Source organism: Hymenobacter sp. YIM 151500-1, assembly GCF_025979885.1.
GTDB lineage: Bacteria > Bacteroidota > Bacteroidia > Cytophagales > Hymenobacteraceae > Hymenobacter.
On record NZ_CP110139.1, the window covers coordinates 3,807,162 to 3,833,375 of the forward strand.

Below are 26,214 nucleotides of genomic sequence, written 5' to 3' on the forward strand. Positions count from 1 at the left end.
CCTTCCCTTGTTCGCTCTGCTCAGGATGACATGAAAACGTCATCTAAGCCCCTAAGCCCCCAAGTCCCTAAGACCCTACTTCACCTCTGCCTCCCAATATTCCTTGCCGGTGGCGTCGATGTAGCCGGGCAAGCCATCGGGGGCCAGCACGCGGGCTATATCCCCGAAGAAGGGCTCGGCCTGGCGGTAGCGTACTTCGGTGAGGGTATTGCCTTCCTCATCGAGGTAGCCGAAAAGGCCGTTTTTCTGCACCAAAGGCAGTACCACGTTGCCCTGCTGCCCGATGGCGTCGTACTGCACGGGCTGCACCAGCTTGCCTTTGCTGTTGACCACGCCCCACTTCGCGCCCTGGCGCACAAAGAGCAGGCCGTTGTAGTTCTCCCGGATTTCGTCGTAGAGGGGCGGCACCACCGCCGAGCCCACCGTGAAGCGGAAGCCCACTTTGCCCTCCTGCCGCACCAGGTCGCCGTGCTCCAGGGGCTCTTCTTCGGGCTCGGGCGGGGCGGGCTCGGTGAGGCGGCGGCCGGTTTCGCCGATGTCGAAGGTCTCACCGTTCAGCTCCACCGTGGCGCGGCCCCTCCGGAAGGTGCTGGCCCGGCTGTACTGCACGGGCGTAACGGGGTTGCCGCCACCGTCGATGTAGCCGAACAGCGGCCCCTGGCGCACCCAAGCAATTTCCTGCACCAAGGGGCCGGCCTCGTCGTAGCGCGCGGGCAGCACCAGGCGGCGGCTCCGGTCGGCGTAGCCCCACTTGGTGCCCTGGCGAAAAGGCACGAGCCGGGAGGACGTTTGGGCCCCCGCCGGCCCCAGCGGCAGGTACAGCAGCAAGCAAAGCAGCAACCGAAGGCAGTTCATGCAGGAAAGACAAGGTGAGGCCCGCGGGCCGGATATACCAGCTAAAGGTAAGCAGCCGGCCGAAACCACCCGCGTCTGTTTCGGTTGATTCTCACGTGCTCGGCCCGCAGCGGTACCGGCTTGGCGCGGCCTGGCTGAGTGTAGCTGGCTTGCCGGGTTTTTTATTTGGCAGCGCAATGAGTATGTATCTTTGCCCTCCTTCCTACCAGGCGCTTCCTGTTGACCGCCTCTGACCTATGTCATTACAATTGAAATATCCACGTTTTACTTTGAGCGAAAATCTGACTGCTGAGCAGTTGGAGTTTTTTCGAGAATACGGCTTCCTGCACTTCCGGGCATTTGCCGCTCCCGAAACGGTCCAGAGTCTGCTGCGGGCCTCGGAGGACGTGCAGCGCCGGTGGCTGGCTGATGGCGTGCAGAAAGTGAATGGCGTGCCCATCAAGTACGGCAAGGATGTGGACGGCTCGGCCATCGTGCAGCGGTTTGCCTTTGCCTCCCACCACAGCCCCGTGCTGCACGAGTTTTTGCAGGATCCGCGCTTTCAAGCCTTGTTTCCGCTGCTGGAGGCGCCGGGCGGCCGGGTGGGCGAAAACGAAAAGGACGGCCTCGTTATCAACCACTACGTGAACGTACCCGGCTCGGAGTTTTCGCAGATGGGCTGGCACACCGACTCGCTGCGGGACGTGTTTTACGGCAAGAAAATCGGGCCCATGCTCAACGTGGGCCTGCACCTGGACGGCACCCCGGCCACCAACGGCGGCCTGCGCCTGCTGCCCGGCACCCACCGCCAGGGCCTGCGCGACATCCTCTTCCGCAAGAAGTACTACAAAGACGTGGGCCCCGACCCCCACGAAGTAGCCGTCGAAACCGAAGCCGGCGACCTGACCGTGCACGACGGCCGCATGTGGCACCGCGTGGCCCAGTCGCCGCTGGTGGGCGAGGCCTCGCGCCGCCGCGTCATGTACGTGCCCATCATTGCCGGCAAGTACGAGCCCAAGCACGAAAACAGCCCCACGCCCTTTTACCTACGGTTTTTGCATTTGGTGAAGTAGGGACTTAGGGTCTTGGGGTCTTGGGGGCTTAGGCTGTGTGGACAGTTGATACAAGCCCGTCCTGCTGAGCGCAGCCGAAGCATCTCTACCTCTGACTAACTCACATTGCGCAGACGAAGAAGGGAGATGCTTCGACAAGCGGACGCCAGATGAAGCAGGACGGCTTTTTTGCTGTTTTTGGACAACCGTCCACAGACCATAGATGATGTTCGGGTACAGATGTCATCCTGAGCCTGTCACGCATCAAGCGAGAAATAAAGACCTGATAACCGCAGACCAACTTGTTCCAGAACAGCTCCGCGTCCTCTGCGCAACCTTTTGCGTCTTCTACCGGCTAAAACCGTTGCAACGGCTCGTGCCGATGGAGAAGGCCCCTAATTACGTTGACCTTCGGCTCGGCTACCGCCGGATGCCAGGTGAAGAATAACAGTTCTACTAGAACATCATCTAAGACCCTAAGTCCCCAAGCCCCCAAGACCCTATCCTATGCCTTACGCTCTTGTCACCGGTGCTTCGCGCGGCATTGGCCGGGCCCTGGCCCTGGAGCTGGCCCGCCGCGGCTACAACCTGTTGCTGGCGGCCCGCTCCGAAGACCAGCTGGAGCAGGTAGCTGCCGAAGCGCGCCACCAAGCCGGCCGCGAAGCCCACGTGCTGGCCCTGGACCTGGCCCAGCCCGGCGCGGCGGCCCAGCTGGCCGGCTGGGCCCTGGCTCAGGCTCCTGATCTGGCCGTACTGGTAAACAACGCTGGCTACGGCTTGTGGGGAAGGTTTGAGGAGTTGCCTATGGCCCAGCAGCACAACATGCTCCAACTCAACATGCACCTGCCGGTGGAGCTGACCCACGCCCTGCTGCCGGCGCTGCGCCAGCAGTCCAAGGCCTACATCCTGAACGTGGCCAGCACGGCCGCCTACCAGGCCGTGCCCACGCTCACGCTCTATGCCGCCAGCAAGGCGTTTCTGCTGAGCTTCAGCCGGGGCCTGCGCTACGAGCTGCGCGACACCGCCGTATCCGTCACCTGCCTCAGCCCCGGCGCCACCACCACCGACTTTGCCGACCGCGCCGGCATGAACGCCGACCTGCAAGCCACCGCCAACAAAGTGTCCATGACCCCAGAGCAGGTAGCCGCCATCGGCGTGCAGGCCCTGCTGGCCGGCGAGGCCGAAGCTATTCCCGGCGCTCTGAACAAAGTATCCGCCAAGCTCACCAGCTTGGTCCCCAAGAGCCTGACCGAGCGAATTGCCGCCGGCATTTATGAGAAGCATCTAAAGTAGCCTCACCCCCCGGCCCCCTCTCCCGCGGAGAGGGGGAGCCAGACGACAGACGTTCTGCGCCGCCCCTTCGGCTGGCGCCTCCGGAACGGCTACCGGATTGTAGTGGCACGGTAGCCGCGTAGCGGCTCAAGGATTGTAGCAATAACACGTAGAAGAATGTAGCGCCGCGTAGCGGGGCAAGAAACGTTCGGGCGCCTCTTGCCCCGCTACGCGGCGCTACTCATTTCTCCCCATCCCTCTACAACCCTCTGGGCCGCTACGCGGCTGTGCTGTTCATTGCTGTCCTCAGCGGTAGCCGTTCTGGAGGCGGGAGCCGACAGGGCGGCGCAGAACGACCTAACGTTAGGCTCCCCCTCTCCACGGGAGAGGGGGCCGGGGGGTGAGGCTCCACGCCACCCACACAAACACCGGCGCCGCCAGCACATCATACGTGTAGTGCGCGTGCTGCACCAGCACCAGCAGCCCCACGGCCGCTGTGCCCGCCAGCAGCGTCCAGCGGCGCCAGCCCGGCGGCACGGCCAGGGCCAGCAGCAGCAGCGTGGCAGTGTGACCCGAGAAGAACAGGTCTTTGGTAATGGGGGCAGGGGAGGCGTAGAAGAACGTGTCCACCAGCGGGTCGCGGAGCAGGACCAGGCCCGGCGGCGGCTCCAGGGGCAGCAGGGCCAGGGTAGCGCAGCGCAGCAGGTGCAGCAGCAGGTAGCCCCACAACGCCCGCAGCAGCCGCCAGGGCCGGGGCAACAGCGTGGCTACTCCCAGGCTGATTCCCAGGTAGATAACCGCAAACGCTGTCGCCGACACATCATAGGCCGGCAGGTAAGCCAGCAATGGGTCGGGCAGCACGTAGCCGGGGCGGACCTGCACCCAGGCGAAAAACCGCGGCAGCAGCGCCGCCAGCAGCCCCAGCAGCCCCAGCACCGTTGCCAGCTGCATCCGGAACGCGGGCTGCTGCCACGCCTGGGGCCACGTTGCGGGAGGGGTAGGAGAGGGGTTGGGGAAAGAAGCCACGAGAACAGCAGAAGCGGCCGGCACCGGCCTTCGCAAAAGTAGTGGCGCGGGCCGGGTTGCAGCGTTGTGCGGCGGGCGTCGTACCTTTTCGGCTTCTTCCCTTGCATTCATCCTCGCCTCCTTTTATGAAGTTTTTCTCCACTGCCACGCTGCTGCTGGCCACCGGAGCCGCCGCCCCCGCGGTAGCCCAGACCAGCGCCGCCCTCACCGACCAGATTGCCCGGCTTTCGGCCCAGCAGGAAGCCAAAGTCATTGCCTGGCGCCGCGACATCCACCAGCACCCGGAGCTGGGCAACCAGGAAACCCGCACCGCCGCCCTGGTGGCCGAGCACCTGCGCAAGCTGGGCCTGGAAGTGCAAACCGGCGTGGCCCGCACCGGCGTGGTGGCGCTGCTGAAGGGCGGTAAGCCCGGCCCCGTAGTAGCCCTGCGCGCCGATATGGACGCCCTGCCCGTCACTGAAAACAACAACCTGCCCTTCGCCTCCAAAGCCACCACCACCTACAACGGCCAGCCGGTGGGCGTGATGCACGCCTGCGGCCACGACACCCACGTGGCCATGCTGCTGGGCGCCGCCGAAGTGCTCAGCCAGCTGAAAAAAGACCTGCCCGGCACCGTGAAGTTTATCTTCCAGCCCGCCGAAGAAGGCTCCCTGCCCGGCGAGGAAGGCGGCGCCCGCCTCATGGTGAAGCAGGGCGTGCTGCAAAATCCCAAGGTCGATGCCATTTTCGGCGTCCACATCCAGGCCCAGACCGAAGTAGGCAAGGTGTCGTACCGGCCCGAAGGCGAAATGGCCTCGTCCGACGTGTTCAACATCAAAGTGAAGGGCAAGTCGGCGCACGGGGCCTACCCGTGGCTGGCCGTGGACCCCGTAGTGACGGCCGCGCAGATCATCATGGGCCTGCAAACCATTGTGAGCCGCCAGGCCGAACTGACTGAAGACGCCGCCGTGCTGACCGTGGGCATGGTGCACGGCGGGGTGCGCAACAACATTATCCCCGAGCAAGTGGAGCTGACCGGCACCATCCGCTGCCTCAACAAAGAAATGCAGCAGAAAATCTGGGCCGCCGTGCGCCGCACCGCCAAGGGCATTGCCGAAAGCGCCGGCGCCACTGCCGAAGTCAGCATCGAAAACTACGCCCCCATCACCTACAACGACCCGCGCCTAACCGAGCAGATGCTGCCCAGCCTGCGCCGCGCCGCCGGCCCCAGTAATGTCGTCCTCCAAAAAGCCGTGACCGGCGCCGAGGATTTTGCCTTCTACCAGGAAAAAGTGCCCGGCGTGTTCGTGTTCGTGGGCGGCATGCCCAAAGGCAAGAACCCCGCCGACACCGCCCCCCACCACACCCCCGGCTTCTTCATCGACGAAAGCGGCCTGACGCTAGGCGTCAAAACCCTCACCACCCTGGCCGTGGATTATTTGAATGGGAAGAAGTAGTGAGAGGGTGACAGGTGACAGGGAGGGACGTCATGCTGAGCTTGCCGAAGCATCTCTACCACTTCGTTGCAGTGCTATCCAGACAAAGCGGTAGAGATGCTTGCCTCCGGCGACCTTCGGTTCGACTGCGGCTCCGCCTCTGCTCAGCATGACGTTCCTCCCTGTCACCTGTCACCCTCTTACCTCCACTCAGCGAAATCAAGAAAATCTGCACAATCTGCGCTTCATGAATATAGCCCTCGTAACCTGTGAAAGCCTGGCCCAGTACGCGGCTCCGAATGTTGATGACGAAGACAGCCTGCTCACGCGCTACCTGCGGGAGCAGGGCCACCACGTGGAGACGCGCGTGTGGAGCAACCCGGCCGTAGATTGGCACCGCTACGACGCCGTGGTGCTGAAGTCGCCCTGGGACTATTTCGACCGGGTAGCGGAGTTCTACGCCTGGCTCGACCGACTGGAAGCGGAGGGCGTGGCCCTGCTCAACCCCACGGCCGTAGTGCGCTGGAACGCCGATAAAAAATACCTGCTCGAAATGGAAAAGGCCGGCGTGCGCATTGTGCCCACACACTGGCTGGAGCGCGGCCGGCCCGTGGAGGTGCAGGAGCTATTCGCTGGGCTGGGCCACGATGAGCTGGTGGTGAAGCCGGCCGTGAGCGGCGGGGCCAAAAACACCTTTGTCCTCACCCGCCACGAAACTGCCATCCGCCAGCCCCAGCTCGCGGAGTTGCTCCAGCACGAGGACTTTCTGGTGCAGCCTTTCCAGCCCCAAATTCAGGAAGAAGGCGAATGGTCGTTGGTGTACCTGGGCGGCGAGTTCAGCCATTGCGTGCTGAAAACGCCGAAATCGGGTGACTTTCGGGTGCAACACTACCTGGGCGGCGGCATCGAGCCGCGCGAAGCCCCCGCCCACCTGCGCCAGGCCGCCGACGCCATCGTGCAGCAGTTTGCCCCCGGCTGCCTCTACGCCCGCGTCGACGGCCTCGACCAGGACGGCGAGCTGCTGCTCATGGAGTTGGAGCTGATTGAGCCGTTTTTGTACCTGGCGTCTTCGGAAGGAGCATTGGCGCGGTATGAGCAGGCCTTGCGGAAGATGGTGAAGGAGTAGTTGCTTACTGTGGCCTCACCCCCCGGCCCCCTCTCCCGTGGAGAGGGGGAGCCAGACGACAATCGTTCTGCGCCGCCCCTTCGGCTCCCGCCTCCGGAACGGCTACCGATAAGAACGGCAACGAACATCACGGCCGCCTAGCGGCCCAGAGGTTTGTAGAGGGATGGGAAAGAACAGCATAGCGCCGCGTAGCGGTGCAAGAGGCACCCGAACGTTTCTTGCACCGCTACGCGGCGCTACTTCTTTATAACGTGTTGTTTCTACGACCCTTCGGCCGCTAGGCGGCCACTGTGCTACTACAGCTTGGTAGCCGTTCCGGAGGCGCCAGCCGAAGGGGCGGCGCAGAACGTCTGTCGTCTGGCTCCCCCTCTCCGCGGGAGAGGGGGCCGGGGGGTGAGGCTAAAACCCATTCACCGAAAAGCCTCCGTCCACACTCAGCGTCTGGCCGGTGATGTAGCCGGCGGCGGGCAGGCACAGAAACGCTACAGCCGCCGCCACCTCTTCCGGCTCCCCGATGCGCTGCATGGGCGTGCGGCTGAGCACCTGCGCCAGGTACTCCGGATTGCCCAGCACGCCGGCCGCCAGCGGGGTGCGGATATACCACGGCGCTACGCAGTTAACCCGAATACTGGCTGGGGCCCACTCCACGGCGAGGTTGCGGGTGAGCTGCACCAGGGCTGCTTTGGTCATGCCGTAGACGGCGCCGGTGCGCAAGTGGGTAAGGCCCGCCACCGAAGAAATATTAACGATGCTGCCCCCACCGGATGCTGCCAGCAGCGGGTAAGCGCCCCGGCTTAGCTCAAACGCCGAATCAAGGTTGGTGGCCAGAATGTGGCGGTATTCTTCCTCGGAATACGCGGTGGTGGGCTTGCGGATGTTGGTGCCTACGTTGTTGACGAGGATGTGCAGCTGGGGCCACCGCTCAGCTACGGCCGCCAGCAGGGCCGCCCGTCCCGCCGCGGTGCTTACGTCGGCCGGCAGAGGGTGAGCCGATAGGCCCTGGGATTGCCAGGCGGCTACGCGCTGCTCCAGGTCGGGGGTGGTGCGGGCCACGGCCACTACCGTGGCGCCCAGGCGCAGCAGTTCCTCGGCTACGGCCGCCCCAATGCCTTTGGAGGCACCCGTTACCAAGGCTACGCGCCCGGTTAGTTGCCAGCGCTCAGCCAAGCTTGAAGAAACAGGAAAGGGCATGGGTGTACTGTGATATGCGGAATGTACAAAAGAGGCTGACGGCCTATTACGAAGCGAGTACGGCAATAAGCAAATTTATGCCACAACATCCTGACAAGCAGTGCTTAACGAAGGTCTATCGTTTATTCGGGTTTGATGAAAAAATGCTAACAATTCGGATGTTTTATGATAAAATATATTGCTGTTGGGTTAAGAAATTAAAAACATTTTAATTTGCGCCGGCCAGCTGCTCAGCTGAGGTATCTAGCTGAGCTTCTTGGCTTCGTTCAATTCTTCCCTAACCTTCCTTTCCACGCATGCTACACAAGTACTCTGCCGCCTGGCTTTTGCTGGGCGGACTGGCCGCTACGCACGTTTCCGCCCAGGATTTGTCGCGGGTGCAAACCCGAGACTTCAACGACAATGAGACGCCCTACCTGGTGCGGTTCCGCGGGGCCGGCGCAGCTTACAAGCTCAGCGAAGCCAGCCAGGTGCTGCGCGACCAGCTCAAGCTCACCACCGCCGACCAGCTGCGGCCGGCCCAAACTACCGCCGACCCGCTGGGCTACGTGCACGAGAAGTATCAGCAGTACTACAAAGGCATTCGGGTGGAGCACGCCAGCTACACCGCCCACGCCCGCCAAGGCGTGCTGGAAAGCATCAGCGGGCAGTTTGAGCGGGTGCAGAACCTGAACGTAACGCCGGCCCTGAGCACCGAAGCCGCCCTGAGCCGGGCCCTGGCCTTCGTGGGCGCCAAGCGCTACATGTGGCAGGACCCCGCCGCCGAAGCTGGCCTCCGGGCCCAGGAAAACAACCCCGCCGCCACCTACAAGCCCCAGGGCGAGCTAGTAATTGTGCGCAACCAGCGCACCAGCAACGCGCTGCTGGCCGGCAAGCCCACGCTGGCCTGGAAGTTCAACGTGTACGCCCAGGCGCCCGTGAGCCGGGCCTACATCTACGTGGATGCCCGCTCCGGCGAAGTAGTGCTGCAAGACCACATCATCAAGCACGCAGCGGCCACGGGCTCCTTTGCCACGGCCTACAGCGGCACCCAGTCGCTGGCCACCGACAGCTACAACGGCGGCTTCCGCCTGCGTGAGGCCACCCGCGGCCTGGGCATCGAAACCTACAACGCCAAGCAGGGCAGCAGCTACACGGCTTCCGTCGACTTCACCGACGCCGACAACAACTGGACGGCCGCGGAAGTCAACAACGCCAGCTTTGACAACGTGGCCGGCGACGCCCACTTCGGCGCCCAGTGCACCTACGACTACTGGAAGAACGTGCACGCCCGCAATTCCTTCGACAATGCCGGGGCTAAAATCAAGAGCTACGTGCACTTCGACGACACGCCCGGCGACGGTGTGGGCTACGAAAATGCCTTCTGGAATGGCTCGGTGATGACCTACGGCGACGGCGCCACCACCTTCAAGCCCCTGACGGCCATGGACGTGTGCGCCCACGAAATCGGGCACGCCATCTGCGAAAAAACCGCCAACCTGACCTACCAGAACGAGTCGGGCGCCATGAACGAGGGCTTCTCCGACATCTGGGGCGCCTGCGTGGAAGCCTACAGCATTGCCCGGTTCAGCCTCACGGGTAAGTCGCCGTGGCTGATTGGGGAGGAAATCAGAAAAAGTGGCGGCGCCCTGCGCTCCATGAGCAACCCCAACCAGTTTGGCCAGCCCGACACCTACAAAGGCACCAACTGGAAGCCCACGACCACCACGCCCACCCGCGCCAACGACTACGGCGGGGTGCACACCAACTCGGGCGTGCTCAACTTCTGGTTCTACCTGCTCAGCCAGGGCGGCTCCGGCACCAACGACATCGGCAATGCTTACTCAGTGGCCGGCATCGGCATTGACGCCGCCGCTAAAATTGCCTACCGCACCGAAAGCGTGTACCTGACGGCTTCTTCCACCTTCGCCAACGCCCGCGCCGGCGCTATTTCGGCGGCCACCGACCTGTACGGCGCCGGCTCCAGCCAGGTAACGGCCGTAACCAATGCCTGGTACGCCGTAGGCGTGGGGGCAGCAGCTGGTGGTGGGGGTACCACACCCACGCCAGCTACCTACTGTGCCTCCAAGGGCAACAACGTGGCCTACGAGTGGATTGACTACGTGAAGCTGGGCACCATCAGCCGCACCTCGGGCGCCGACGCCGGCTACTACAACGGCACGGCTACGTCTACGTCGGTAGCCGCTGGCTCGTCGCAGACCATCAGCTTCTCGGCCGGCTTCGCCTCCACGGCCTACACCGAGTACTGGAAGGTATACATCGACTACAACCAGGACGGCGACTTTACTGACTCCGGCGAAACGGTGGTGTCGGGCTCGTCGTCCAGCTCCGGCACGCTGTCGGCCACCTTCACGGTGCCCAGCACGGCCAAGAGCGGCGCCACCCGCCTGCGCGTGGTCATGAGCGACGCGTCGGCTACCACCAGCTGCAACGCCTACAGCTACGGCGAAACCGAAGACTACACGCTCACCATCACCGGCGGCACGCTCACGGCGCCAGTAGCCGGCATTACGTCGGGCTCGTCGTCGCTCAGCACGGAAGAAGTGAAATCCATAACGGTGTTCCCGAACCCGGCCGCCTCGGTGCTCAGCATTGCGCTGGGCAATAAGGCCGCCGTGCAGCAAGCCACCGTCACCGACCTGCGCGGCGCCACGGTGCGCGGTGCCCGGTTCGAGAACGGCCAGCTCTACGTAGGCGGCCTGGCCAAAGGCACCTATCTGCTCACGGTCAGCGACGGGCAGAAAACCTTCCACGAGCGGTTCGTGAAAGAGTAGCCTCGATGCTGAAGCAGTTCAGAAAATCACTAGGCCGTCATGCTGAGCCTGTCGAAGCATCTCTACCGCAGGCTAATTCTAATCAGTGAACAACAAAGCAGTAGAGATGCTTGCCTGCGGCGACCTTCGGTTCGGCTGCGCGGACGCCAGATGAAGCAGGACGATTCAGAGTGCTTCTAATGACTTCCCAGACAGCTTTACTTCTGGTTTTTAAAGAGGCCCGCCACTCCGGCGGGCCTCTTTTGTTGATAGAAGCCGCGAACCTGCCCTGCGCAACCCTGCGTCTCACCCCACGCAACCCTGCGAGAAAGGAAAGTCTCCGTCTAAAAACTACTTCACGAAATGAAACGCTGCCTGCTGTTCCTGTTTCTGCTCTACTCGTCCCTCGCCTGGGGGCAGGCCCCGGCTCCGCGCTACCGCAACCTGGTAATGGAGGGCGGCGGCATCCGGGGCATAGCCTACGGCGGGGCGCTGCTGGAGCTGGAGCAGCGGGGCGTGCTGGCCGGCATTGAGCGGGTGGGCGGCACGTCGGCCGGAGCCATTCAGGCGGCGCTGCTGGCAGTGGGCTACTCGGCTCAGGAAATCATTGAGGTAGTGAACCGCACACCCGTGCAGCGCCTCAACGACGGCCGCTACCTCTTCGTTGGGGGTGGCACCCGCTTGCTGCGGCAGTACGGCTGGTACCGCGGCGACCAATTCACCCGCTACCTAAGCGAGCTGGTAGCCCGCAAAACCGGCAACCCCAATCTCACGCTCGGCCAGCTGCACCAGCTAGCCACTCAGGGCCGGGGCCGCGACCTGTACGTAACCGGCACCAACCTGACCACCCAGCGCGTCCAGGTCTTCAGCCACGAAACCCACCCCGACCTGCGCGTGGCCGATGCCGTGCGCATCAGCATGAGCATACCGCTCTACTTCCGGGCCGTGCTGCTCGACGAGCAAGGCCACGTCGTGCACAAGCCCGCCCCCGGCCAAGCGGTGCAGGTGCTGGTAGACGGCGGCCTGCTCGCCAACTACCCCATCGACCTGTTTGACCACCCCCGCTACCTGCTCGCTGGTGGGGGTGAACAGCTTGTAACAACTTCTGTTGTAACAAAAAGAGAGGGAATACGAAAAGATGTAACAAGCCCGCTGCCCTCGGCCTCTTCCGTCTTCAACCCCGAAACCCTAGGCCTGCGCCTGGACCGCGCCGAGCAGATTGCCCTGGACACGGCCCGCACGGGCCGGCAGGCGCTGGCTCCGTACCAGATTCATGATTTCGGCTCTTACGTGGGCGCCCTCTACAACGTGGCCATCGAAAACCTGAACCCCGCCCGGCCCGAGGACTGGGCACGCACCATCAGTATCAGCACCTTGGGTTTCAACCCCCGAATCAAGCGCATCTCGGACGAGCAGAAGCAGCAGCTCCTCAGCAGCGGCCAGCAAGGCGTGCAAACGTTTTTTCGGGCGCAGTAAGTGGAATGTGAAGAATGTGCGGAATGTGGATGAATGTGTTTAGGCAGGCGGCTCAACTAGTTGGTCAAAACTCGTATACTTGCAGTGTCCTGACAGACAGCCGGTCTGCCAGCACAAACGGCGGCCAGAACTAAGGCCCTGACCGCCGCCATCCTACGGATGTCCGAGCCAGTGGCTGACCACGGCCCGGATTGCTCCCCCTAAGGCTGCTTTACACAGCTCCAGGGAAATGTGAAACCAACTGGTCTGGCCAGCACGTTTCACCTTCGTACGCACCTTACTCATTGCAGTAGAAGTTGAGGTGTTTCCGCACCCAATCTTCTGACCCCTCGGTTGTCTCACCAGCCGGGGGGTCGCCGTTTATAGGCAACCGTGTTGGCGGGGTGTTTACCGTACGTTGCGGCGAAGATAGGCGGCGAGAGAGGAGTTTGGGCGTAGAAACAAGCCGAGGAGCCGCAGCTGGGTAGGCGTTTTTTGTCCGATATTTGGGTGGAGGCAACCATCAGTCACACATGCAGCCATTACTTATTATTGTAGCCGTAGTGGCTGGCATTGTTGTTCTATCCTTCCCGTACTATTTGCACCTAGCTTCGCAACAGCCGCCAGCACCTGTAGCGAAGTTCTCCGCCAGCGCGTGGAATATTAGCCTGACGACTATTATGTCAACTGGGTTATCTGTAGGCAGCGGTGGAATGATGATAATCATTGCCCTGAAGCCGCCTGTTCGGTCCGATAACGTTGTAATGTGTGGGCTGTTAGCAATACTAATATGGCTGCCCTTACTGCTAACCTGGCGTCTGCACAGCAGCTACTGGCGTCATAGCCGGGCCACGGTGCTGCTGGCGCGGCCACTGGAAAAGAAGCTGGAATACTATGACGGAGCCGATTGGCTAACGGTGGATTTTGCCGATGTGGCCTGTATTATTCGTCACGTCAGTAAGTATCCAGGGCGAGGTCTATGGAGCGACTACTCGTATCAAGTGTGGCAATTGCGCAATGGGCAGCAAATATTGCTAACCAGCTTACACTGCTTCCCACTGGCGCCGGGAGAGTTGTTACCCAATACACCCCAGCAAGTAGAAGTGCACCGTATATGTTGGCTGCCGGAGTAGTTGGCCAGAAATTACGGGTTGTCAGCGTCAGTTGCGCCCCTAACGGTCGGTGGCCCTAACCAGCTCTGCTATCTTTGCCCACCTCCCACTCACCATTTCACTATCTCACCACCTCACCGCATGTACGCCACCCTCCAGCCCGATCTTCAGCAGCAGCTTCAGGAAATCGAAGCCGCAGGTCTTTATAAGAAAGAACGCATCATCACCTCGCCCCAGGGCGCCGAAATTGAAACCCGGGAGGCGGGCGAGGTGCTGAACTTCTGCGCCAACAACTACCTGGGATTATCGTCGCACCCGGAGGTGGTGAAGGCGGCCAAGGAAGCCATTGACACCCACGGCTACGGCATGTCGTCGGTGCGCTTTATCTGCGGCACCCAGGACATTCATAAGGAGCTGGAGCGCAAGCTGGCCGAGTTTCTGGGCACCGAAGACACCATCCTCTACGCCGCCGCCTTCGACGCCAACGGCGGGGTGTTTGAGCCCCTGTTCAACGAGCAGGACGCTATCATCTCCGATGCCCTCAACCACGCCTCCATCATCGACGGGGTGCGCCTGTGCAAGGCTCAGCGCTACCGCTACACCCACAACGACATGCAGGACCTGGAAAAGCAGCTCCAGGACGCCCAGGCTAAGGGCACCCGCCACCGCATCATCGTCACGGACGGCTCGTTCAGCATGGACGGCACCATTGCCCAGCTCGATAAAATCTGCGACCTGGCCGACAAGTACCAGGCCCTGGTGATGATTGACGAGTGCCACTCAATGGGCTTCCTGGGCAAAACGGGCCGCGGCACCCACGAGTACCGCGACGTCATGGGTCGCGTCGACATTATTACCGGTACCCTGGGCAAGGCCCTGGGCGGGGCTATGGGCGGCTTCACGAGTGGGCGCAAGGAAATCATCGACATGCTGCGCCAGCGCAGCCGGCCTTACCTGTTTTCCAACACCCTGGCCCCGGCCATTGTGGGCGCCTCGCTGCGGGTGCTGGAACTGCTCACCGAAACCACCGAGCTGCGCGACCGGCTGGAAGAAAACACGAAATACTTCCGCCAGCGCATGACTGAGGCCGGTTTCGACATCAGGCCCGGCGAGCATCCTATTGTGCCGGTTATGCTTTATGATGCCAAGCTGGCTCAGGAATTCGCGGCCAAAATGCTCGACAAAGGTATTTACGTGGTGGGCTTCTACTACCCCGTGGTGCCCAAAGGCCAGGCCCGCATCCGGGTGCAGCTGTCGGCGGCCCACACCCGCGAGCATCTGGACAAGGCCATCAACGCCTTCATCGAAGTGGGCCGGGAGCTGGGTACGCTCAAGGACCGGTCGGCCGCTCAACCCGAAGCTGGCCAGGTAGTAACCAATACGCCGTAAGCTTTTCAGCCGAGTCAGCCTGCCTTTTGCGCGGGGTTCTGCAAGGCCGAAGAACAGACACACCGCCCCGGCCACCTGAGTGTAACGCGAAGTTTCACTTCGCGAGGCGTCTGTGTCGTTCGGTTTCCGGCAAGGCGTCCTTCTGGAGCGTCGCGAAGTAAAACTTCGCGTTACATTCAGATAATCAGCTGTAAAAACGCCAAAGCCATTGCTTTCGAGCAGTAGCTTTGGCGTTTTTAAGCGCCTTCTTCCAGAGGGCTTTGGGCGGGAAGCAAACTAGGCTACGAAGGTGAAGCCTTACGCCCCGCGGAAGCCGCTGGCTTGCCGGATGCTGCGCTCCTGGCCGGTGGCGGGGTCGGCGTAGGTATGGTCGCTGACTTCAACGGACAGCTTTTTGCCGATGAGCTGCTTGGTGTCAAGGTCCTGCTCGCCCTCGGGCTTGATGCCCACGGCCGAGTACAACGACAAAATGATGGGCTTGCCGGCCGGGGAGTTGTAGAAGCGCTGAGTCACGAAACCGTCTTCGTTTTCCATGCGGGCGGCGAAGAACGGCACGTTCTGGTGCTCACTCACGCCCTCTTCGATGTCGGTTATTTCGACCATGTGGCGGCCGTCGGGCAGGAAGCCTTTGTCGTCTTTCTCAACTTGAATTTTCATAGCAAAAGCAGGAAAAGTGGATTCCTGCCTAACGGCCAAGCCTCGGCGAAGGTTAAGCTTCTGCCACAATATGATGGCCAAGCGGCGCAGATAAGATGTTGAGGGTGCGGGGCTTCAATCCCGCGCCATCCACCACACATCCGCACTGCTGACCGGCCGGCCAGCTGCCGTCGGCGGACCGAAACCACCGCGCCCCGTTACGGGCTACGCCGCCACCTCGGTAGCCGCTGGCGAGGCCCCGGTGGCGGTGGCCGGGCGGGGCGGGGCGTCGAACAGGAACTCGTTGAGGCGGGCGCGCAGGTCGGTGACGGCCAGGTTGCGGAATACCTCGCCGCCGCGTACGAGCGAAATCTGGCCGGTTTCTTCGCTCACTACCAGCACCACGGCGTCGGTTACTTCGGTGAGGCCGATGGCGGCGCGGTGGCGCAGGCCCAGGGAAGCGGGCACGTCGGGGTTCTCGCTCACGGGCAGGATGCAGCGGGCGGCCCGGATGCGGCCGTTGGCAATGAGTACGGCGCCGTCGTGCAGGGGGCTGGTTTTGTTGAAGATGCTCAGCAGCAGACGCTTGCTCACGGTAGCGTCAATCAGGTCGCCGGAGTCGGTAAAAAACTTCAGATCAGAAGTCAGGGTAAAGGCAATCAGGGCCCCGGTTTGCTTGGCCGCCAGGCTTTTAGCGGCTTCCACGAAGGGCGTCAGGTTCATGCGCTCCGGCGCGGCCTCGCGCCGCCACGGAAACACCCGCATCCGCTCAAAGGCCGTGACTTTGCCGATGCTAAGCAAAAACCGCCGGATTTCCTGCTGAAACAAGATAATGCCCGCCAGCACGCCCACGCTCATAAACTGTCCCAGAATGCTGGTGAGCAGCTCCATGCCGGCCGCCTTCACCACCAGGTAAAACAGGTAGATGGACATGAAGCCGAGAAAGATTTTCAGGGCCACGCTGCCGGTGAGCAGCTTGTAGAGCTGGTAAAACAAGGCCGTGACCAGTAGCACGTCCACGACGTCTATCCAGCCAATGCGCAGGAAGCCGATGGTGAAGGGGCCAAGCATCAGGAAGCAACAAGAGCGGGGAAGGTAGTAGCCACGAGCCGGATGGTTTGCACGGCTTCGGCAACGTCGTGTACGCGCAGCAGGCGGGCCCCGTTGAGCACGGCCAGGGCCTGCACGCTGATGGTACCGGGCAGGGCAGCCTCGGGCGAGAGGCCCAGGGGCTTATACACCATGCTTTTGCGCGAGAGGCCCACCAGCACGGGCAGCCCCAGCACCCCGAACTCGGGCAGGCGCCGCAGCAGCTCGTGGCCCTGGGCGGGCGTTTTGGCGAAGCCGAAGCCGGGGTCCAGCACCACGTCCGTCACGCCGTGGCGGCGCAGCTCCTGGAGCTTCTGCACAAAGTAGCGGGTCAGCTCCAGCACCAGGTCGCCGTCGTAGTGGGTGTGCTGGGTCATGGTGTGGGGCGTGCCGCGCAGGTGCATCAGGATGTAGGGCACCTGCAAGCGGCCGGCCGTGGGCAGCAGGTCCTCATCGAGCTGTCCGCCACTGATGTCGTTGAGGATGTCGGCGCCGGCGGCTATGGCCTCGGCGGCCACGCTGGCCCGGAAGGTGTCCACGGACAGAAAGGCCTGCGGAAACGCCTGGCGCAGGGCCGCTACGGCCGGCAGCAGGCGGCGCTTTTCTTCATCCACGGAAATGTGCTCGGCGCCGGGGCGGGAGGAGTAGCCACCCAGGTCGAGCACGGCGGCCCCGGCCGTGAGCATGGCTTCGGCCCGGCGCAACAGGTCGTCGGGGGAGCCCACGCGGCTGCCCTGGTAGAAGGAATCGGGGGTCAGATTGAGGATGCCCATGACCTGCGGACGGCGCAAATCCAGCACCCGCCCGCGCGGGCAGCGCAGGGTTTGCCTCGGCGAAAAGCACGTATCTTGCAGGGCCATGAGTCTGATAGGGGCTTAGGGACTTGGGGGCTTAGGTTCTTAGTTCTGTTTTTTGAACAGGCACCTGGTAGCAGGGACTTCTCTCGGGTGGAGAACGACTGAAGGTAAAGCGGCCGTGTCTATAACTTGTGGGGCCCTTGGTGGGGCTAGGCGTCTTCCGGTTTGCCAACTCATCATGACGAAAGCAGCAGTGAAGATATAGCTGAACGGCATCTAAGCCCCTAAGCCCCCAAGTCCCTAAGCCCCGTCAACAAAATAGCCTCAAAAACTTGGAGAATCAAACCCAGCACGAATACGACCAGGTAATTGCCCGCTGCCGGGAACTGTTTCTGGCCAAAACCCACGATTACGGCACGGCCTGGCGCATTCTGCGGCTACCCTCGGTAACGGACCAGATTTACATCAAGGCCCAGCGTATCCGCAGTATTCAGGAAAAAGGCACCCAACTGGTAGCCGACGGGGTAGAGGAGGAGTTTGTGGCCATCGTCAACTACTGCGTCATTGCCCTCATGCAGCTCGCCCTGCCCCCCGATGCACCCCTGGACCTGGACCCCGCCGCTGTGGCCCAGGCCTACGACGCGCAGATCGAAGAGAACCGCCGCCTGCTCTTTGCCAAAAACCACGACTACGGCGAGGCCTGGCGGCAGATGCGCATTGAAAGCATTACCGACATCATCCTGATGAAGCTGCACCGCACCAAGCAGATTGAGGACCTGGGCGGCCGTACCCGCGTATCGGAAGGCGTAGAGGCCAACTACCGCGACATGCTGAACTATGCCGTATTTGTGTTGATTAAGATGAGCCCCACCCCAACCCCGCTGCCTCACCCCCTAGCCCCCTCTCCTTCAGAGAGGGGGAACAAGCTCTAGAATTACTGACTGATTCTAGCTCCAATAAGCTAAAAACTAGTTCCCCCTCTCTGAAGGAGAGGGGGCTAGGGGGTGAGGCACCCACTGCCCCTCTTTCCCGTATTGACCCCACTACCAAGACCCCAAGTCCCTATTATGAGACTATTCACCCGTATTTGCTGGTTGCTGCTGGGCGCCGTGTTTATTTTCTCGGGCCTGGTGAAGCTGAACGACCCGGTGGGCACCGCCCTCAAGCTGGAGGAGTACTTTGAGGTGTTCAGTACCGATTTTGGGTCGTTTTTCCGGGTGTTTCTGCCCCACACCCGCACGCTTAGCATCATCCTCAGCTCCCTGGAGGTTATTCTGGGCGTGGCCCTGCTCCTGCGCTGGATGTTGCGCCAGACGCTGTGGGTGCTGCTGGCCCTGCTGGTGTTTTTCGGCTTTCTGACGTTCTACTCGGCCGCTTTCAACAAGGTGACGGACTGCGGCTGCTTCGGCGACTTTATCAAGCTCACGCCCTGGCAGTCGTTCAGCAAGGACCTGGTGCTGCTGGCCTTGTGGGCGGTGGTGTTCCTGAATCAGCGCTACCTGCGCCGGACCTTTGCCCGCGGCACTATGGGCGTGATGCTCATTACGCTGGCTTCGGCCGTGGCCATTGGCATCGGGGTGCGGGCGTTAGGGCACTTGCCCTACTTCGATTTTCTGCCTTACAAAGTCGGCAACGACATCGGCAAGCTGATGCAGCCCCAGGAGCAGGCCCGCTACGAGTACGTGCTGGAGCGTAACGGCCAGACCCAGACCTTCACCACCTATCCCACCGATACCACCTGGAAGTACAAGAGCATGCAGCTGCTCAACCCCGAAGCGGCCCGCCCCGTCATCACCGACTTTGCCATCTTCGACACCGAGGGCCAGAACCACACCCAGGAAGTGCTGAGCGGCAACAAGCTGCTGCTCATCGTGCAGAGCACCGACAAAGCCGACCGGGACCGGTTTACGCAGATCAACCAGCTGCTGCAAGCCGCCGCAAAGTCGCGCAAGCAGATTACGCCCCTCATCATCACCAGCAGCAGCCCCCAGGAGTTCGACGCCTTCCGCCACGACGTGAACCTGCCCGGCACCTTCTACTTCGCCGACGCTACCGTGCTCAAGTCCATGATTCGCTCCAATCCCGGCTTCATCCTGCTGCAAAACGGCGTGGTACGCGGCAAATACCACTACCACGACATTCCCGACGCCGGGGACCTGGAAAAGCTGCTGTAATCGGGGACTTGGGGTCTTAGGGTCTTAGTTGATGTTCTGTTACGCTGTTGTCAACACTACTCAAGCCCCCAAGCCCCTAAGTCCCTAAGCCCTCAAGACCCTAATCTATGCTAAGCTTTCTGCTGCGGCGCCTGAGCCAGGGCGTGCTGGTGCTGGTGGGGGTGGCCCTCACGGTGTTCTTCCTGTTCAATGTGCTGCCCGGCGACCCGGTGGCCCTGCTGGCTGGCCAACGCTCGGACGCCGCCACCCGCGCCGCCATTGCCCAGGACCTGGGCCTCGACCAGCCCCTGCCCCGGCAGCTGCTGGGCTACCTCAACGACGTGTCGCCGGTGGGCGTGCACCCGCGCGACTCGGCTGGGGTGGCCAAGTACGGCGGCGTGGCGCTGCTGCCCTTGGGCAAGCAGCAGGCCGTGGTGCTGAAGAAACCGTATTTGCGCCGCTCGTTTCAGAGCAACAAAGAGGTGCTGAGCATTTTGCTGGACCACTTCACGGGCACGCTGTGGCTGGCGGTGGCGGCTATGCTGCTGGCGGCCGTGGCGGGCATTACGCTGGGCGTGGTAGCTGCCCTGAAGCCCCATTCCTGGCTCGACAGGCTGCTGGTGTCCACGTCGGTGCTGGGTATCTCGGTGCCGAGCTTTGTGGCGGCCATCCTTATTGCCATGACCTTCGGGTTCTACTGGAGCCACTGGACCGGCCTCAACCTCACCGGCCAGCTCTACGAAACCGACCCCTTCACGGGCCGCCACCTCGTGCTGCGCAACCTGCTGCTGCCCGCCTTTGCCCTGGGCATCCGGCCGCTGGCCGTCATTGTGCAGCTCACCCGCTCCTCCATGCTCGACGTGATGAGCCAGGACTATATCCGCACGGCGCGGGCCAAAGGCTTGTCGGGGTGGCGCACGGTAATTGGCCATGCCTTGAAAAACGCCCTGAATCCGGTTATTACCGCCGTGTCGGGCTGGCTGGCTTCACTGATGGCGGGGGCTTTCTTCATCGAGTACATCTTCAACTGGAAGGGCCTGGGCACGGTCACGCTCCGCGCCGTTGAAAACCTGGACTTCCCGGTCGTGATGGGTGCCACCATCTTTATTGCCGCCATCTTCGTGCTGGTCAACATCGTGGTAGACGTGCTCTACGCCGTGCTGGACCCGCGGGTGAAGCTGGGGTGAGTGGGGAGGTGGTGAGAAGTGAGGTAGTGAGAAGTGAGGTAGTGAGAAGTGAGGTAGTGAGAAGTGAGGTAGTGAGAAGTGAAATGGTGAGGAGGCACGACATTCCGCGCAGCAAGCGGCGTCAATCCATCCTTATCCAGGGTGAAAAGCTTTGACCTATTCAAAAGCCCCTGATGTTAGTGTGGACGTCAGGGGCTTGTTCTTTCATCAGGCTCCCCCTCTCCCCCGGAGAGGGGGCCGGGGGGTGAGGCGCAACGTCAGGGCTTTGAATAGTCTGAACTGTCTGCACCCTGAAAAGGACGGATTGCTTCGGCTCCGCCTCGCAATGACAGAGCCTCACTACTCACCACCTCACCATTTCACTACTCATCATTCCACGTCTTCCCGTCGCACGCCTTCTACTTCCAAAATCAACTCAGCCCCATACGCACTGGCCGGCGTGCGGAAACCGGGTTTCCAGTGGCCGGCCAGTACTTTCTCGGTGATGAGCAGGGCGGTGAGGACGGTGAGCGTGTAGCCTTCAGGAGCGGAGAGGCGGGCGGCGACGCGCCGGCCCTGGTCGTCGGTGGCTTCGCCGTAGAGGGCGGTGCGGGCCTGGGCGCGCCGGGTGGCGGAGGGGCCGCCGGGAGCCAGGCGGCTCAGCAGATACCGTTGCACGGGGCCGCTACGCAGGACGGGGCCCAGGTAGCGGCTCAGGCGCAGCATCCGCCGGACGCGGGCTGGCAGCACGGTGTATACTTCGATGTTGGGAATCTGGGTGGAGTAAAAAGCCGTCGAGACATCACCCCAGGGAATAGTGGTTGCGAGAATGGGGCCCGCGCCGAAGTCGATGGGCCGGGTTTTCCAGGCGGCCGGCACGGGCACGATGCGGCCCTGGCGGCGCACGGCCCCGCCGCTGCCCGCGTTCAGCAGCATGGTGGCCTGGGTGCCATGCGACACGCCACCCGGCCCCAGGGCCTGAAAGGCTAGGGTGAGGTGAGTGGCCGTGGGCAGGCGTTCCTTGAGGTGACGGGCCAGGCAGTCGGAAGGCACCACGTCGAAGCCTACGCCGGGTAGCAGCAGGATGCCCGCTGTAGTGGCCGCCTCGTGCTGGCGGGCCAGGTCCTCGAACACGCTGATTTCGCCGGTGATGTCGAGGTAGTGGGTGCCGGTGCGCAGGCAGGCGGCCACCATGGGCGCAGCCGTAAGGGAAAACGGGCCGGCGCAATGCAGCACCACGGCCACGTCGCGGAGGGCATCGTCGAGGCGGCTTGTATCTTCGAGGGCGAAAACCCGGAACTCCAGCCCCAGCTCCTGGGCCAGCGCCTCCACTCGGGCGGCGTTGCGGCCCGCCAGCACCGGCCGCAGCCCCCGCCGGGCGGCTTCGCGGGCCAGCAGCTCGCCCGTGTAGCCCGTGGCGCCGTACAGCAGAAAGTTGTTCATGCAGCGTATAGTAAGTGAATGCCGGCCTAAGAACGTAAGAAAATCCGCGTCGGGGCCGCCGAGCCGGCTTTTGCTTTCCGCTTGGCGTCGCTCAGAACGGTTCCCGCTTTCGTTCTGATGGAGCGCCTCACCCCCCGGCCCCCTCTCCGAAAAGGAGAGGGGGCCGGGCGACACAAAGTGGCACACCGATTTGAGAATTGCTCTACGTTCGTTTTACCCCTACTTGTCACTTGTCACCCTTTACCTCCTCACCCCATCACCACTTCCAGTGATTAAGCTGTACTTGATTGGTATGCCTGGCGCGGGCAAAACCACACTGGGCCGGGCACTGGCCGTGAGCTACCAGGTGCCGTTCGTGGACCTGGACGAGGAAATCGTGCGGCGGGAGCAGCGCAGCGTGGCCGAGCTGTTTGCCCAGCAGGGCGAGGAATACTTTCGGGAGCGGGAGGCGGCCGTGCTGCGGGAAGTGGTAGCGGCGTACCCGGCCCTGGTGCTGGCTACCGGCGGCGGCACGCCCTGCTTCGAGCACAATCTAGAGGTGCTGCTCGAAACGGGCCTGACCTTGTACGTGGCCGTGCCCGTGCCGGAGCTAACGCGCCGCCTTCTTCAAGCCGCCGCCAGCCGCCCCCTGCTGGCCGCTGCTCCCGATGCGGCCGCCCTGCAAGCCCGCCTGGAAGAAACCTTAGCTGCCCGCCAGCAGTTTTATGAGCGGGCTCCGCTGCGCTGCGCTGCGCCCACCTGCTCGGTCGAAACGGTTCGGCAGCTGGTTGCGCGCTACCAGGCCAGCGCCTGAGCCAGGTTCTGGCGCAGTTTGCGCCTTGCTCCGTACTTTTGCGCCTTCATCTCTACCCCTATCGGTATGAAAATGACTTCTGAAGCTCCCGCGCCCGAAGTAACCGTAACGCCCATAAAAACACCCGACGCCGTGAAGCCCAAGCATAAGGGCTCGGCCCGCTTGTTTCAGAATCCTGTGCTGGAGCGCCTCTCGCACACCCACATTGCGCTGCCGGTTTCTATCTTCTTACTTACGGCGGCCGTGAGCCTGTATTATGGCGTTACCAACGGCTTTATCGCCGGGCTATCAGGATTTGGGTTGTTTCTGCTGGGCTGGTTTATGTTCACGTTTGTGGAGTACGTGGTGCACCGCTACGTCTACCACATTCCGGCCACTACGCCGGGCCGGGCCAAGTTCCAGTACACCATGCACGGCGTCCACCACGAGTTTCCGAAAGACAAAACCCGCCTGGCCATGCCGCCCATCATTACGGTGTTCGTGGCCTCGCTACTGTTTTTCATCTTCCGCTTCGCGTTTGGGTCGTATGCTTTCGGGATTCTGTCCGGCTTCACGTTTGGCTACGCGCTGTACCTGTTTGTGCACTACGCCATTCATGCCTACGCCCCGCCCAAAAACTTCCTGAAAGTGTGGTGGCATCACCACGCCCAACACCACTACCGTCAAGACGAAATTGCCTTTGGCGTTAGCACCACCATCTGGGACCATATCATCGGTACCATGCCCAGCAAGGGGAAGTAGGGCCTCACCCCCCGGCCCCCTCTCCCGCGGAGAGGGGGAGCCTGGCGTCAGGTCGTGCTACGCCGCTACGTCGGCTCCCGCCTCCGAAGCAGCTCACCACGTTGTTCAAGCAAAACGCAAAGCGCCACTCCTATTACAGGAGCGGCGCTTTTTAGTTGGATGGTAGCCGTTCCGGAGGCGCCAGCCGAAGGGGCGGCGTAGAACAGCCGTCGGCTGGCTCCCCCTCTCCACGGGAGAGGGGGCCGGGGGGTGAGGCCTCAGCGGCGCAGGCGGCGTACCAGCCACCAAAGCAGCAGCACCAGCAGGAACACGCCGATAAGGGAAAACCAGGCGCCGGCTTCGAAAATGTCGCCGATAACGTCGCAGCTGCTGAGGGAGAAGGTGAGCAGCACCAGGAGAAGGGCTGCGGCGGGGAGTCGAAGGAAGGTCATAGCGAAGAGAGTGGAGGGAGGATCAGCCCGGCACTCCGCAAGGGCGCCGGTCTTGGCTGATACTGCCTTGCTCTCCAAAAGGTTGACGTAGAGCTTCCCGGCCCTGCCGGGCGGCTAGCCCCCGGCCGTGCCCAGCTGCTGGCGTAGCTCCCGCACCTGCTGCTCCAGCTCGAAGTTGCGGAAGGCTACTTTGGCTTCCAGGTCGGAGTAGGACCGCTCCAGCTGCTCCTGAAGCTGCTTCTGCTCGGTGATGTCGGTGGCGGCGCCCACCCATTGCAGGATGGTGCCGGCCGCGTCGCGCACGGGCACGGCCTGGTCAAGAATCCAGCGGTACTCCCCGGTGGCGGCCACGCGCAGGCGCACTTCGTGGCCGAACGGTTGCCCCGTGCGCAGCGCCTCCTGCCAGGCCGCCAGAAAAGGCTGCTGGTCGGCGGGGTGCACGAACTCCTGCCAGCCCAGTCCCATCCCCTCGGCTGTAGTGGTAAATTTCTCCCAGTGCGGACTCAGGTAGGTGGTGTTGCCCTCGGCATCGGCTTCCCACACAATCATGGGCGTGGCCTCGGCCAGGCGGCGGAAGCGGTTCTCGCTTTGGCGCAGAGCCAGCTGGGCCTGGTGCTGGGCCGTAATGTCCTGCATGGCCCCGATCATGCGCTGGGCCCGGCCCTGGGCGTCGCGCCCGATGTAGCCGCGGTCGAGCACGTGGGCATACGTGCCATCGGCGCGGCGGTAGCGGTACTCGTCCTGCCAGCTGGCCTGCCCCCCATCAATGGCCTCGTGGATGCCGTGCACCACCCGCTCGGCATCGTCGGGGTGGAGGTGGTCGTACCACCACTGCGAGGTTTCGGCCACGGCGTCTTCGGCGTAGCCGAACACGCGGTGAATGGCTGCGTTCCACTGCACAGCATTGCTCACCAGGTTCCAGTCCCAGATGGCATCGTCGGTGGCCAACGCGGCCAGCTCGTAGCGCTGCTGGCTGTGGCGCAAGGTCTGCTCGGCCTGTTTCTGCTCTTCGATATCGACGGTGGCACCGTACCAGCGGATGATCTGGCCCTCGGCGCCGCGGCGGCAGCGGGCCCTGGCCAGCAGCCAGCGGTACTGCTCATCGTGGCTCAGCAGCCGGAACTCGATTTCGTAGGGCTGGCCGGTAGCTACGCTCTCGGCCCAGGCCGCGGCAATGAGGGGCTGGTCGTCGGGGTGCAGCAGGCGCAGCCAGTCGATGGTAGCGGGGTCTTGCTCGGGCAGGCCGGTGTACTCAAAGAAGCGCTGGTTGTAGTAGTCGAGCTGGCCGTCGGGCCGGGCCGTCCACACAAAATCGGGCACGGTGTCGGCCATAAACCGGAACTCCGACTCCTCCTGCTGCTGAGCCGTTACGTCCGTGACGGTGCCCACAAAGTGCGTGGCCTGCCCCAGGTGGTTGAAGTAGGCCAGTCCGGTGGCTTCAATCCAGCGCACCGCCGTGGGGTTTTGCCGGTCCACTACGCGGTACTGGGTGTGGTAGCGGCCCCCGCTTTCGGGCGTAAACGCCCGCCGCACCAGCACGTCGGTGCGTTGCCAGTCTTCGGCGTGCAGCGTGTCCAGAAAGTCGCGGTAGGTGATGTGCGTGCCGGGGGGCAGGAAGAACAGTTCGTTGCAGCGTTCCGACCAGTTGATCTGACCGGTGGAAACATCCATTTCCCACACGCCCATACCAGTGGCCTCAACGGCCATTTTCAGTAGGGCAGAGGAGTTTTCCGAAAACAAGGCAGAAGCCGACATCAGGCGGGCAATAGGTGAGGTAGACAGAAACGGAGAGCGGCGGGCAAATCGTATAACCAGTAGCTAGCTGATGCGGTGCAGCTGCAGCTCCAGGCCCGACTGAAAATACAGGTCCAGCAGGCCCTCTTCGCCATCGCGGGAGCGGCGCAGGCGGGTGATGAGGGCGCGGGCCGGGCCGGCGGGCAGGTGCAGCTCCAGGTACGGGCGGTTGATGCCGGGGTCGAGCAGCATCTGCCACTGGCCCAGGGCCGGCTCCGCGCCGTCGGGGGCGGCTACGCGCACGGCCGTGCCGGCCAGCTCCACGGCCGTAGCCTGGCTGAGTGGGCTTTCGGCCGAGCCGCTGCGGGGCAGCACCCGGCTTACCACCTGCCAGGGCCCCTCCAAAAAATCGGCGGGCAGCTGCTGCAGATTAACGTCGTAGAGCACATGCGGGGGCATACGCAGAAAAGATGAGCGGCGAGGCGAGGGGTGGGGCAGTGGTAAAGGTAGGCGCTACGTTAGCGCAGTGCAAGCTGTAGCGCAAAGCCGGCACTATATGGGTGTGGCCCAGCTGTTTTCGATGGAGGCGCCGCCCTACCTTTGCCT

At 62.8% G+C, this 26,214-nt stretch carries 23 protein-coding genes; 13 read left to right on the top strand and 10 right to left on the bottom strand.

Annotated features, from left to right (window positions below):
• Positions 1–75: 75 nt before the first annotated feature.
• The gene (locus OIS53_RS15905; RefSeq protein ID WP_264679559.1) at positions 76–855 is read right to left on the bottom strand and encodes a WG repeat-containing protein; all 780 of its coding nucleotides are present in this window, start codon (positions 853–855) and stop codon (positions 76–78) included.
• 236 nt (positions 856–1,091) lie between these two features.
• On the opposite strand from OIS53_RS15905, the gene OIS53_RS15910 reads away from it, so the two are divergent.
• Together OIS53_RS15910 and OIS53_RS15915 are read left to right on the top strand one after the other, a co-directional pair.
• Positions 1,092–1,907, top strand: coding sequence for a phytanoyl-CoA dioxygenase family protein (locus OIS53_RS15910; protein WP_264679560.1), 816 nt, complete (start codon positions 1,092–1,094; stop codon positions 1,905–1,907).
• Positions 1,908–2,393: 486 nt separating this feature from the next.
• Positions 2,394–3,179, top strand: a complete 786-nt coding sequence (locus OIS53_RS15915) for an SDR family NAD(P)-dependent oxidoreductase (RefSeq protein WP_264679561.1) — start codon at positions 2,394–2,396, stop codon at positions 3,177–3,179.
• Positions 3,180–3,521: 342 nt separating this feature from the next.
• On the opposite strand, the gene OIS53_RS15920 is transcribed toward OIS53_RS15915, so the two are convergent.
• A complete protein-coding gene (locus OIS53_RS15920) occupies positions 3,522–4,184 on the bottom strand; it encodes a phosphatase PAP2-related protein (RefSeq protein ID WP_264679562.1) in 663 nt (220 codons plus the stop codon).
• Positions 4,185–4,309: 125 nt separating this feature from the next.
• On the opposite strand from OIS53_RS15920, the gene OIS53_RS15925 reads away from it, so the two are divergent.
• Complete coding sequence (locus tag OIS53_RS15925) at positions 4,310–5,620, top strand: amidohydrolase (protein WP_264679563.1); 1,311 nt, start codon at positions 4,310–4,312, stop codon at positions 5,618–5,620.
• A 226-nt stretch (positions 5,621–5,846) separates the two neighbouring features.
• Entirely contained in the window at positions 5,847–6,725 is an 879-nt protein-coding gene (locus OIS53_RS15930; RefSeq protein WP_264679564.1) for an ATP-grasp domain-containing protein, read from the top strand.
• A gap of 399 nt (positions 6,726–7,124) precedes the next feature.
• On the opposite strand, the gene OIS53_RS15935 is transcribed toward OIS53_RS15930, so the two are convergent.
• On the bottom strand, positions 7,125–7,916 hold the full coding sequence (locus OIS53_RS15935) for an SDR family oxidoreductase (RefSeq protein ID WP_264679565.1): 792 nt from the start codon (positions 7,914–7,916) through the stop codon (positions 7,125–7,127).
• Between the two features lie 296 nt (positions 7,917–8,212).
• On the opposite strand from OIS53_RS15935, the gene OIS53_RS15940 reads away from it, so the two are divergent.
• The 4 genes from OIS53_RS15940 to kbl all read left to right on the top strand — a co-directional run bounded on the left by OIS53_RS15940 (position 8,213) and on the right by kbl (position 14,625).
• Positions 8,213–10,690: a M4 family metallopeptidase gene (locus tag OIS53_RS15940; RefSeq protein WP_264679566.1), complete on the top strand. Its 2,478-nt coding sequence runs from the start codon at positions 8,213–8,215 to the stop codon at positions 10,688–10,690.
• A 342-nt stretch (positions 10,691–11,032) separates the two neighbouring features.
• Positions 11,033–12,145, top strand: coding sequence for a patatin-like phospholipase family protein (locus OIS53_RS15945; RefSeq protein WP_264679567.1), 1,113 nt, complete (start codon positions 11,033–11,035; stop codon positions 12,143–12,145).
• A gap of 512 nt (positions 12,146–12,657) precedes the next feature.
• On the top strand, positions 12,658–13,257 hold the full coding sequence (locus tag OIS53_RS15950; protein WP_264679568.1) for a hypothetical protein: 600 nt from the start codon (positions 12,658–12,660) through the stop codon (positions 13,255–13,257).
• A gap of 120 nt (positions 13,258–13,377) precedes the next feature.
• A complete protein-coding gene (kbl, locus tag OIS53_RS15955; RefSeq protein WP_264679569.1) occupies positions 13,378–14,625 on the top strand; it encodes a glycine C-acetyltransferase in 1,248 nt (415 codons plus the stop codon).
• 297 nt (positions 14,626–14,922) lie between these two features.
• Here the strand turns inward: kbl and OIS53_RS15960 are convergent, their stop codons facing one another.
• The 3 genes from OIS53_RS15960 to folP all read right to left on the bottom strand — a co-directional run bounded on the left by OIS53_RS15960 (position 14,923) and on the right by folP (position 17,210).
• Positions 14,923–15,282, bottom strand: coding sequence for a hypothetical protein (locus OIS53_RS15960; RefSeq protein ID WP_264679570.1), 360 nt, complete (start codon positions 15,280–15,282; stop codon positions 14,923–14,925).
• A 204-nt stretch (positions 15,283–15,486) separates the two neighbouring features.
• A complete protein-coding gene (gene cdaA / locus OIS53_RS15965) occupies positions 15,487–16,332 on the bottom strand; it encodes a diadenylate cyclase CdaA (RefSeq protein ID WP_264679571.1) in 846 nt (281 codons plus the stop codon).
• Positions 16,332–17,210, bottom strand: a complete 879-nt coding sequence (gene folP / locus OIS53_RS15970) for a dihydropteroate synthase (RefSeq protein WP_264679572.1) — start codon at positions 17,208–17,210, stop codon at positions 16,332–16,334. Before folP ends, cdaA begins: the two co-directional genes overlap by 1 nt.
• A 269-nt stretch (positions 17,211–17,479) precedes the next feature.
• On the opposite strand from folP, the gene OIS53_RS15975 reads away from it, so the two are divergent.
• From OIS53_RS15975 to OIS53_RS15985, 3 genes are all read left to right on the top strand, one after another.
• Complete coding sequence (locus OIS53_RS15975) at positions 17,480–18,079, top strand: DUF1599 domain-containing protein (RefSeq protein WP_264679573.1); 600 nt, start codon at positions 17,480–17,482, stop codon at positions 18,077–18,079.
• 135 nt (positions 18,080–18,214) lie between these two features.
• Positions 18,215–19,321 carry a BT_3928 family protein gene (locus OIS53_RS15980; protein ID WP_264679574.1) on the top strand — a complete coding sequence of 369 codons (1,107 nt, stop codon included), beginning with the start codon at positions 18,215–18,217 and terminating at the stop codon, positions 19,319–19,321.
• A 107-nt stretch (positions 19,322–19,428) separates the two neighbouring features.
• Positions 19,429–20,487, top strand: coding sequence for an ABC transporter permease (locus OIS53_RS15985; protein WP_264679575.1), 1,059 nt, complete (start codon positions 19,429–19,431; stop codon positions 20,485–20,487).
• 369 nt (positions 20,488–20,856) lie between these two features.
• On the opposite strand, the gene OIS53_RS15990 is transcribed toward OIS53_RS15985, so the two are convergent.
• A complete protein-coding gene (locus tag OIS53_RS15990; RefSeq protein WP_264679576.1) occupies positions 20,857–21,909 on the bottom strand; it encodes a saccharopine dehydrogenase family protein in 1,053 nt (350 codons plus the stop codon).
• A 268-nt stretch (positions 21,910–22,177) separates the two neighbouring features.
• Between OIS53_RS15990 and OIS53_RS15995 the strand changes: the two genes are divergently transcribed.
• Together OIS53_RS15995 and OIS53_RS16000 are read left to right on the top strand one after the other, a co-directional pair.
• The gene (locus OIS53_RS15995) at positions 22,178–22,702 is read left to right on the top strand and encodes a shikimate kinase (RefSeq protein ID WP_264679577.1); all 525 of its coding nucleotides are present in this window, start codon (positions 22,178–22,180) and stop codon (positions 22,700–22,702) included.
• A 66-nt stretch (positions 22,703–22,768) separates the two neighbouring features.
• Positions 22,769–23,443, top strand: a complete 675-nt coding sequence (locus OIS53_RS16000; protein ID WP_319805462.1) for a sterol desaturase family protein — start codon at positions 22,769–22,771, stop codon at positions 23,441–23,443.
• Between the two features lie 257 nt (positions 23,444–23,700).
• Here OIS53_RS16000 and OIS53_RS16005 read toward each other — a convergent pair whose 3' ends face one another.
• The 3 genes from OIS53_RS16005 to OIS53_RS16015 form a co-directional block, all read right to left on the bottom strand.
• Positions 23,701–23,874 carry a hypothetical protein gene (locus tag OIS53_RS16005; RefSeq protein ID WP_264679578.1) on the bottom strand — a complete coding sequence of 58 codons (174 nt, stop codon included), beginning with the start codon at positions 23,872–23,874 and terminating at the stop codon, positions 23,701–23,703.
• A 114-nt stretch (positions 23,875–23,988) separates the two neighbouring features.
• Positions 23,989–25,629, bottom strand: a complete 1,641-nt coding sequence (locus tag OIS53_RS16010; RefSeq protein ID WP_264679579.1) for a PAS domain-containing protein — start codon at positions 25,627–25,629, stop codon at positions 23,989–23,991.
• Positions 25,630–25,692: 63 nt separating this feature from the next.
• On the bottom strand, positions 25,693–26,067 hold the full coding sequence (locus tag OIS53_RS16015; RefSeq protein WP_264679580.1) for a hypothetical protein: 375 nt from the start codon (positions 26,065–26,067) through the stop codon (positions 25,693–25,695).
• Positions 26,068–26,214 lie beyond the last annotated feature (147 nt).

What these genes read in the sequence shown, in the direction of transcription:
- cdaA (WP_264679571.1), bottom strand. Translation starts at nt 16,332, where the DNA reads ATGCTTGGCCCCTTCACCATCGGCTTCCTGCGCATTGGCTGGATAGAC.
- folP (WP_264679572.1), bottom strand. Translation starts at nt 17,210, where the DNA reads ATGGCCCTGCAAGATACGTGCTTTTCGCCGAGGCAAACCCTGCGCTGC.
- OIS53_RS15930 (WP_264679564.1), top strand. Translation starts at nt 5,847, where the DNA reads ATGAATATAGCCCTCGTAACCTGTGAAAGCCTGGCCCAGTACGCGGCT.
- OIS53_RS16000 (WP_319805462.1), top strand. Translation starts at nt 22,769, where the DNA reads ATGAAAATGACTTCTGAAGCTCCCGCGCCCGAAGTAACCGTAACGCCC.
- OIS53_RS15925 (WP_264679563.1), top strand. Translation starts at nt 4,310, where the DNA reads ATGAAGTTTTTCTCCACTGCCACGCTGCTGCTGGCCACCGGAGCCGCC.
- OIS53_RS15940 (WP_264679566.1), top strand. Translation starts at nt 8,213, where the DNA reads ATGCTACACAAGTACTCTGCCGCCTGGCTTTTGCTGGGCGGACTGGCC.
- kbl (WP_264679569.1), top strand. Translation starts at nt 13,378, where the DNA reads ATGTACGCCACCCTCCAGCCCGATCTTCAGCAGCAGCTTCAGGAAATC.
- OIS53_RS15915 (WP_264679561.1), top strand. Translation starts at nt 2,394, where the DNA reads ATGCCTTACGCTCTTGTCACCGGTGCTTCGCGCGGCATTGGCCGGGCC.
- OIS53_RS15910 (WP_264679560.1), top strand. Translation starts at nt 1,092, where the DNA reads ATGTCATTACAATTGAAATATCCACGTTTTACTTTGAGCGAAAATCTG.
- OIS53_RS15960 (WP_264679570.1), bottom strand. Translation starts at nt 15,282, where the DNA reads ATGAAAATTCAAGTTGAGAAAGACGACAAAGGCTTCCTGCCCGACGGC.
- OIS53_RS15945 (WP_264679567.1), top strand. Translation starts at nt 11,033, where the DNA reads ATGAAACGCTGCCTGCTGTTCCTGTTTCTGCTCTACTCGTCCCTCGCC.
- OIS53_RS16015 (WP_264679580.1), bottom strand. Translation starts at nt 26,067, where the DNA reads ATGCCCCCGCATGTGCTCTACGACGTTAATCTGCAGCAGCTGCCCGCC.
- OIS53_RS16010 (WP_264679579.1), bottom strand. Translation starts at nt 25,629, where the DNA reads ATGTCGGCTTCTGCCTTGTTTTCGGAAAACTCCTCTGCCCTACTGAAA.
- OIS53_RS15950 (WP_264679568.1), top strand. Translation starts at nt 12,658, where the DNA reads ATGCAGCCATTACTTATTATTGTAGCCGTAGTGGCTGGCATTGTTGTT.
- OIS53_RS15990 (WP_264679576.1), bottom strand. Translation starts at nt 21,909, where the DNA reads ATGAACAACTTTCTGCTGTACGGCGCCACGGGCTACACGGGCGAGCTG.
- OIS53_RS15935 (WP_264679565.1), bottom strand. Translation starts at nt 7,916, where the DNA reads ATGCCCTTTCCTGTTTCTTCAAGCTTGGCTGAGCGCTGGCAACTAACC.
- OIS53_RS15905 (WP_264679559.1), bottom strand. Translation starts at nt 855, where the DNA reads ATGAACTGCCTTCGGTTGCTGCTTTGCTTGCTGCTGTACCTGCCGCTG.
- OIS53_RS15985 (WP_264679575.1), top strand. Translation starts at nt 19,429, where the DNA reads ATGCTAAGCTTTCTGCTGCGGCGCCTGAGCCAGGGCGTGCTGGTGCTG.
- OIS53_RS15980 (WP_264679574.1), top strand. Translation starts at nt 18,215, where the DNA reads ATGAGACTATTCACCCGTATTTGCTGGTTGCTGCTGGGCGCCGTGTTT.
- OIS53_RS16005 (WP_264679578.1), bottom strand. Translation starts at nt 23,874, where the DNA reads ATGACCTTCCTTCGACTCCCCGCCGCAGCCCTTCTCCTGGTGCTGCTC.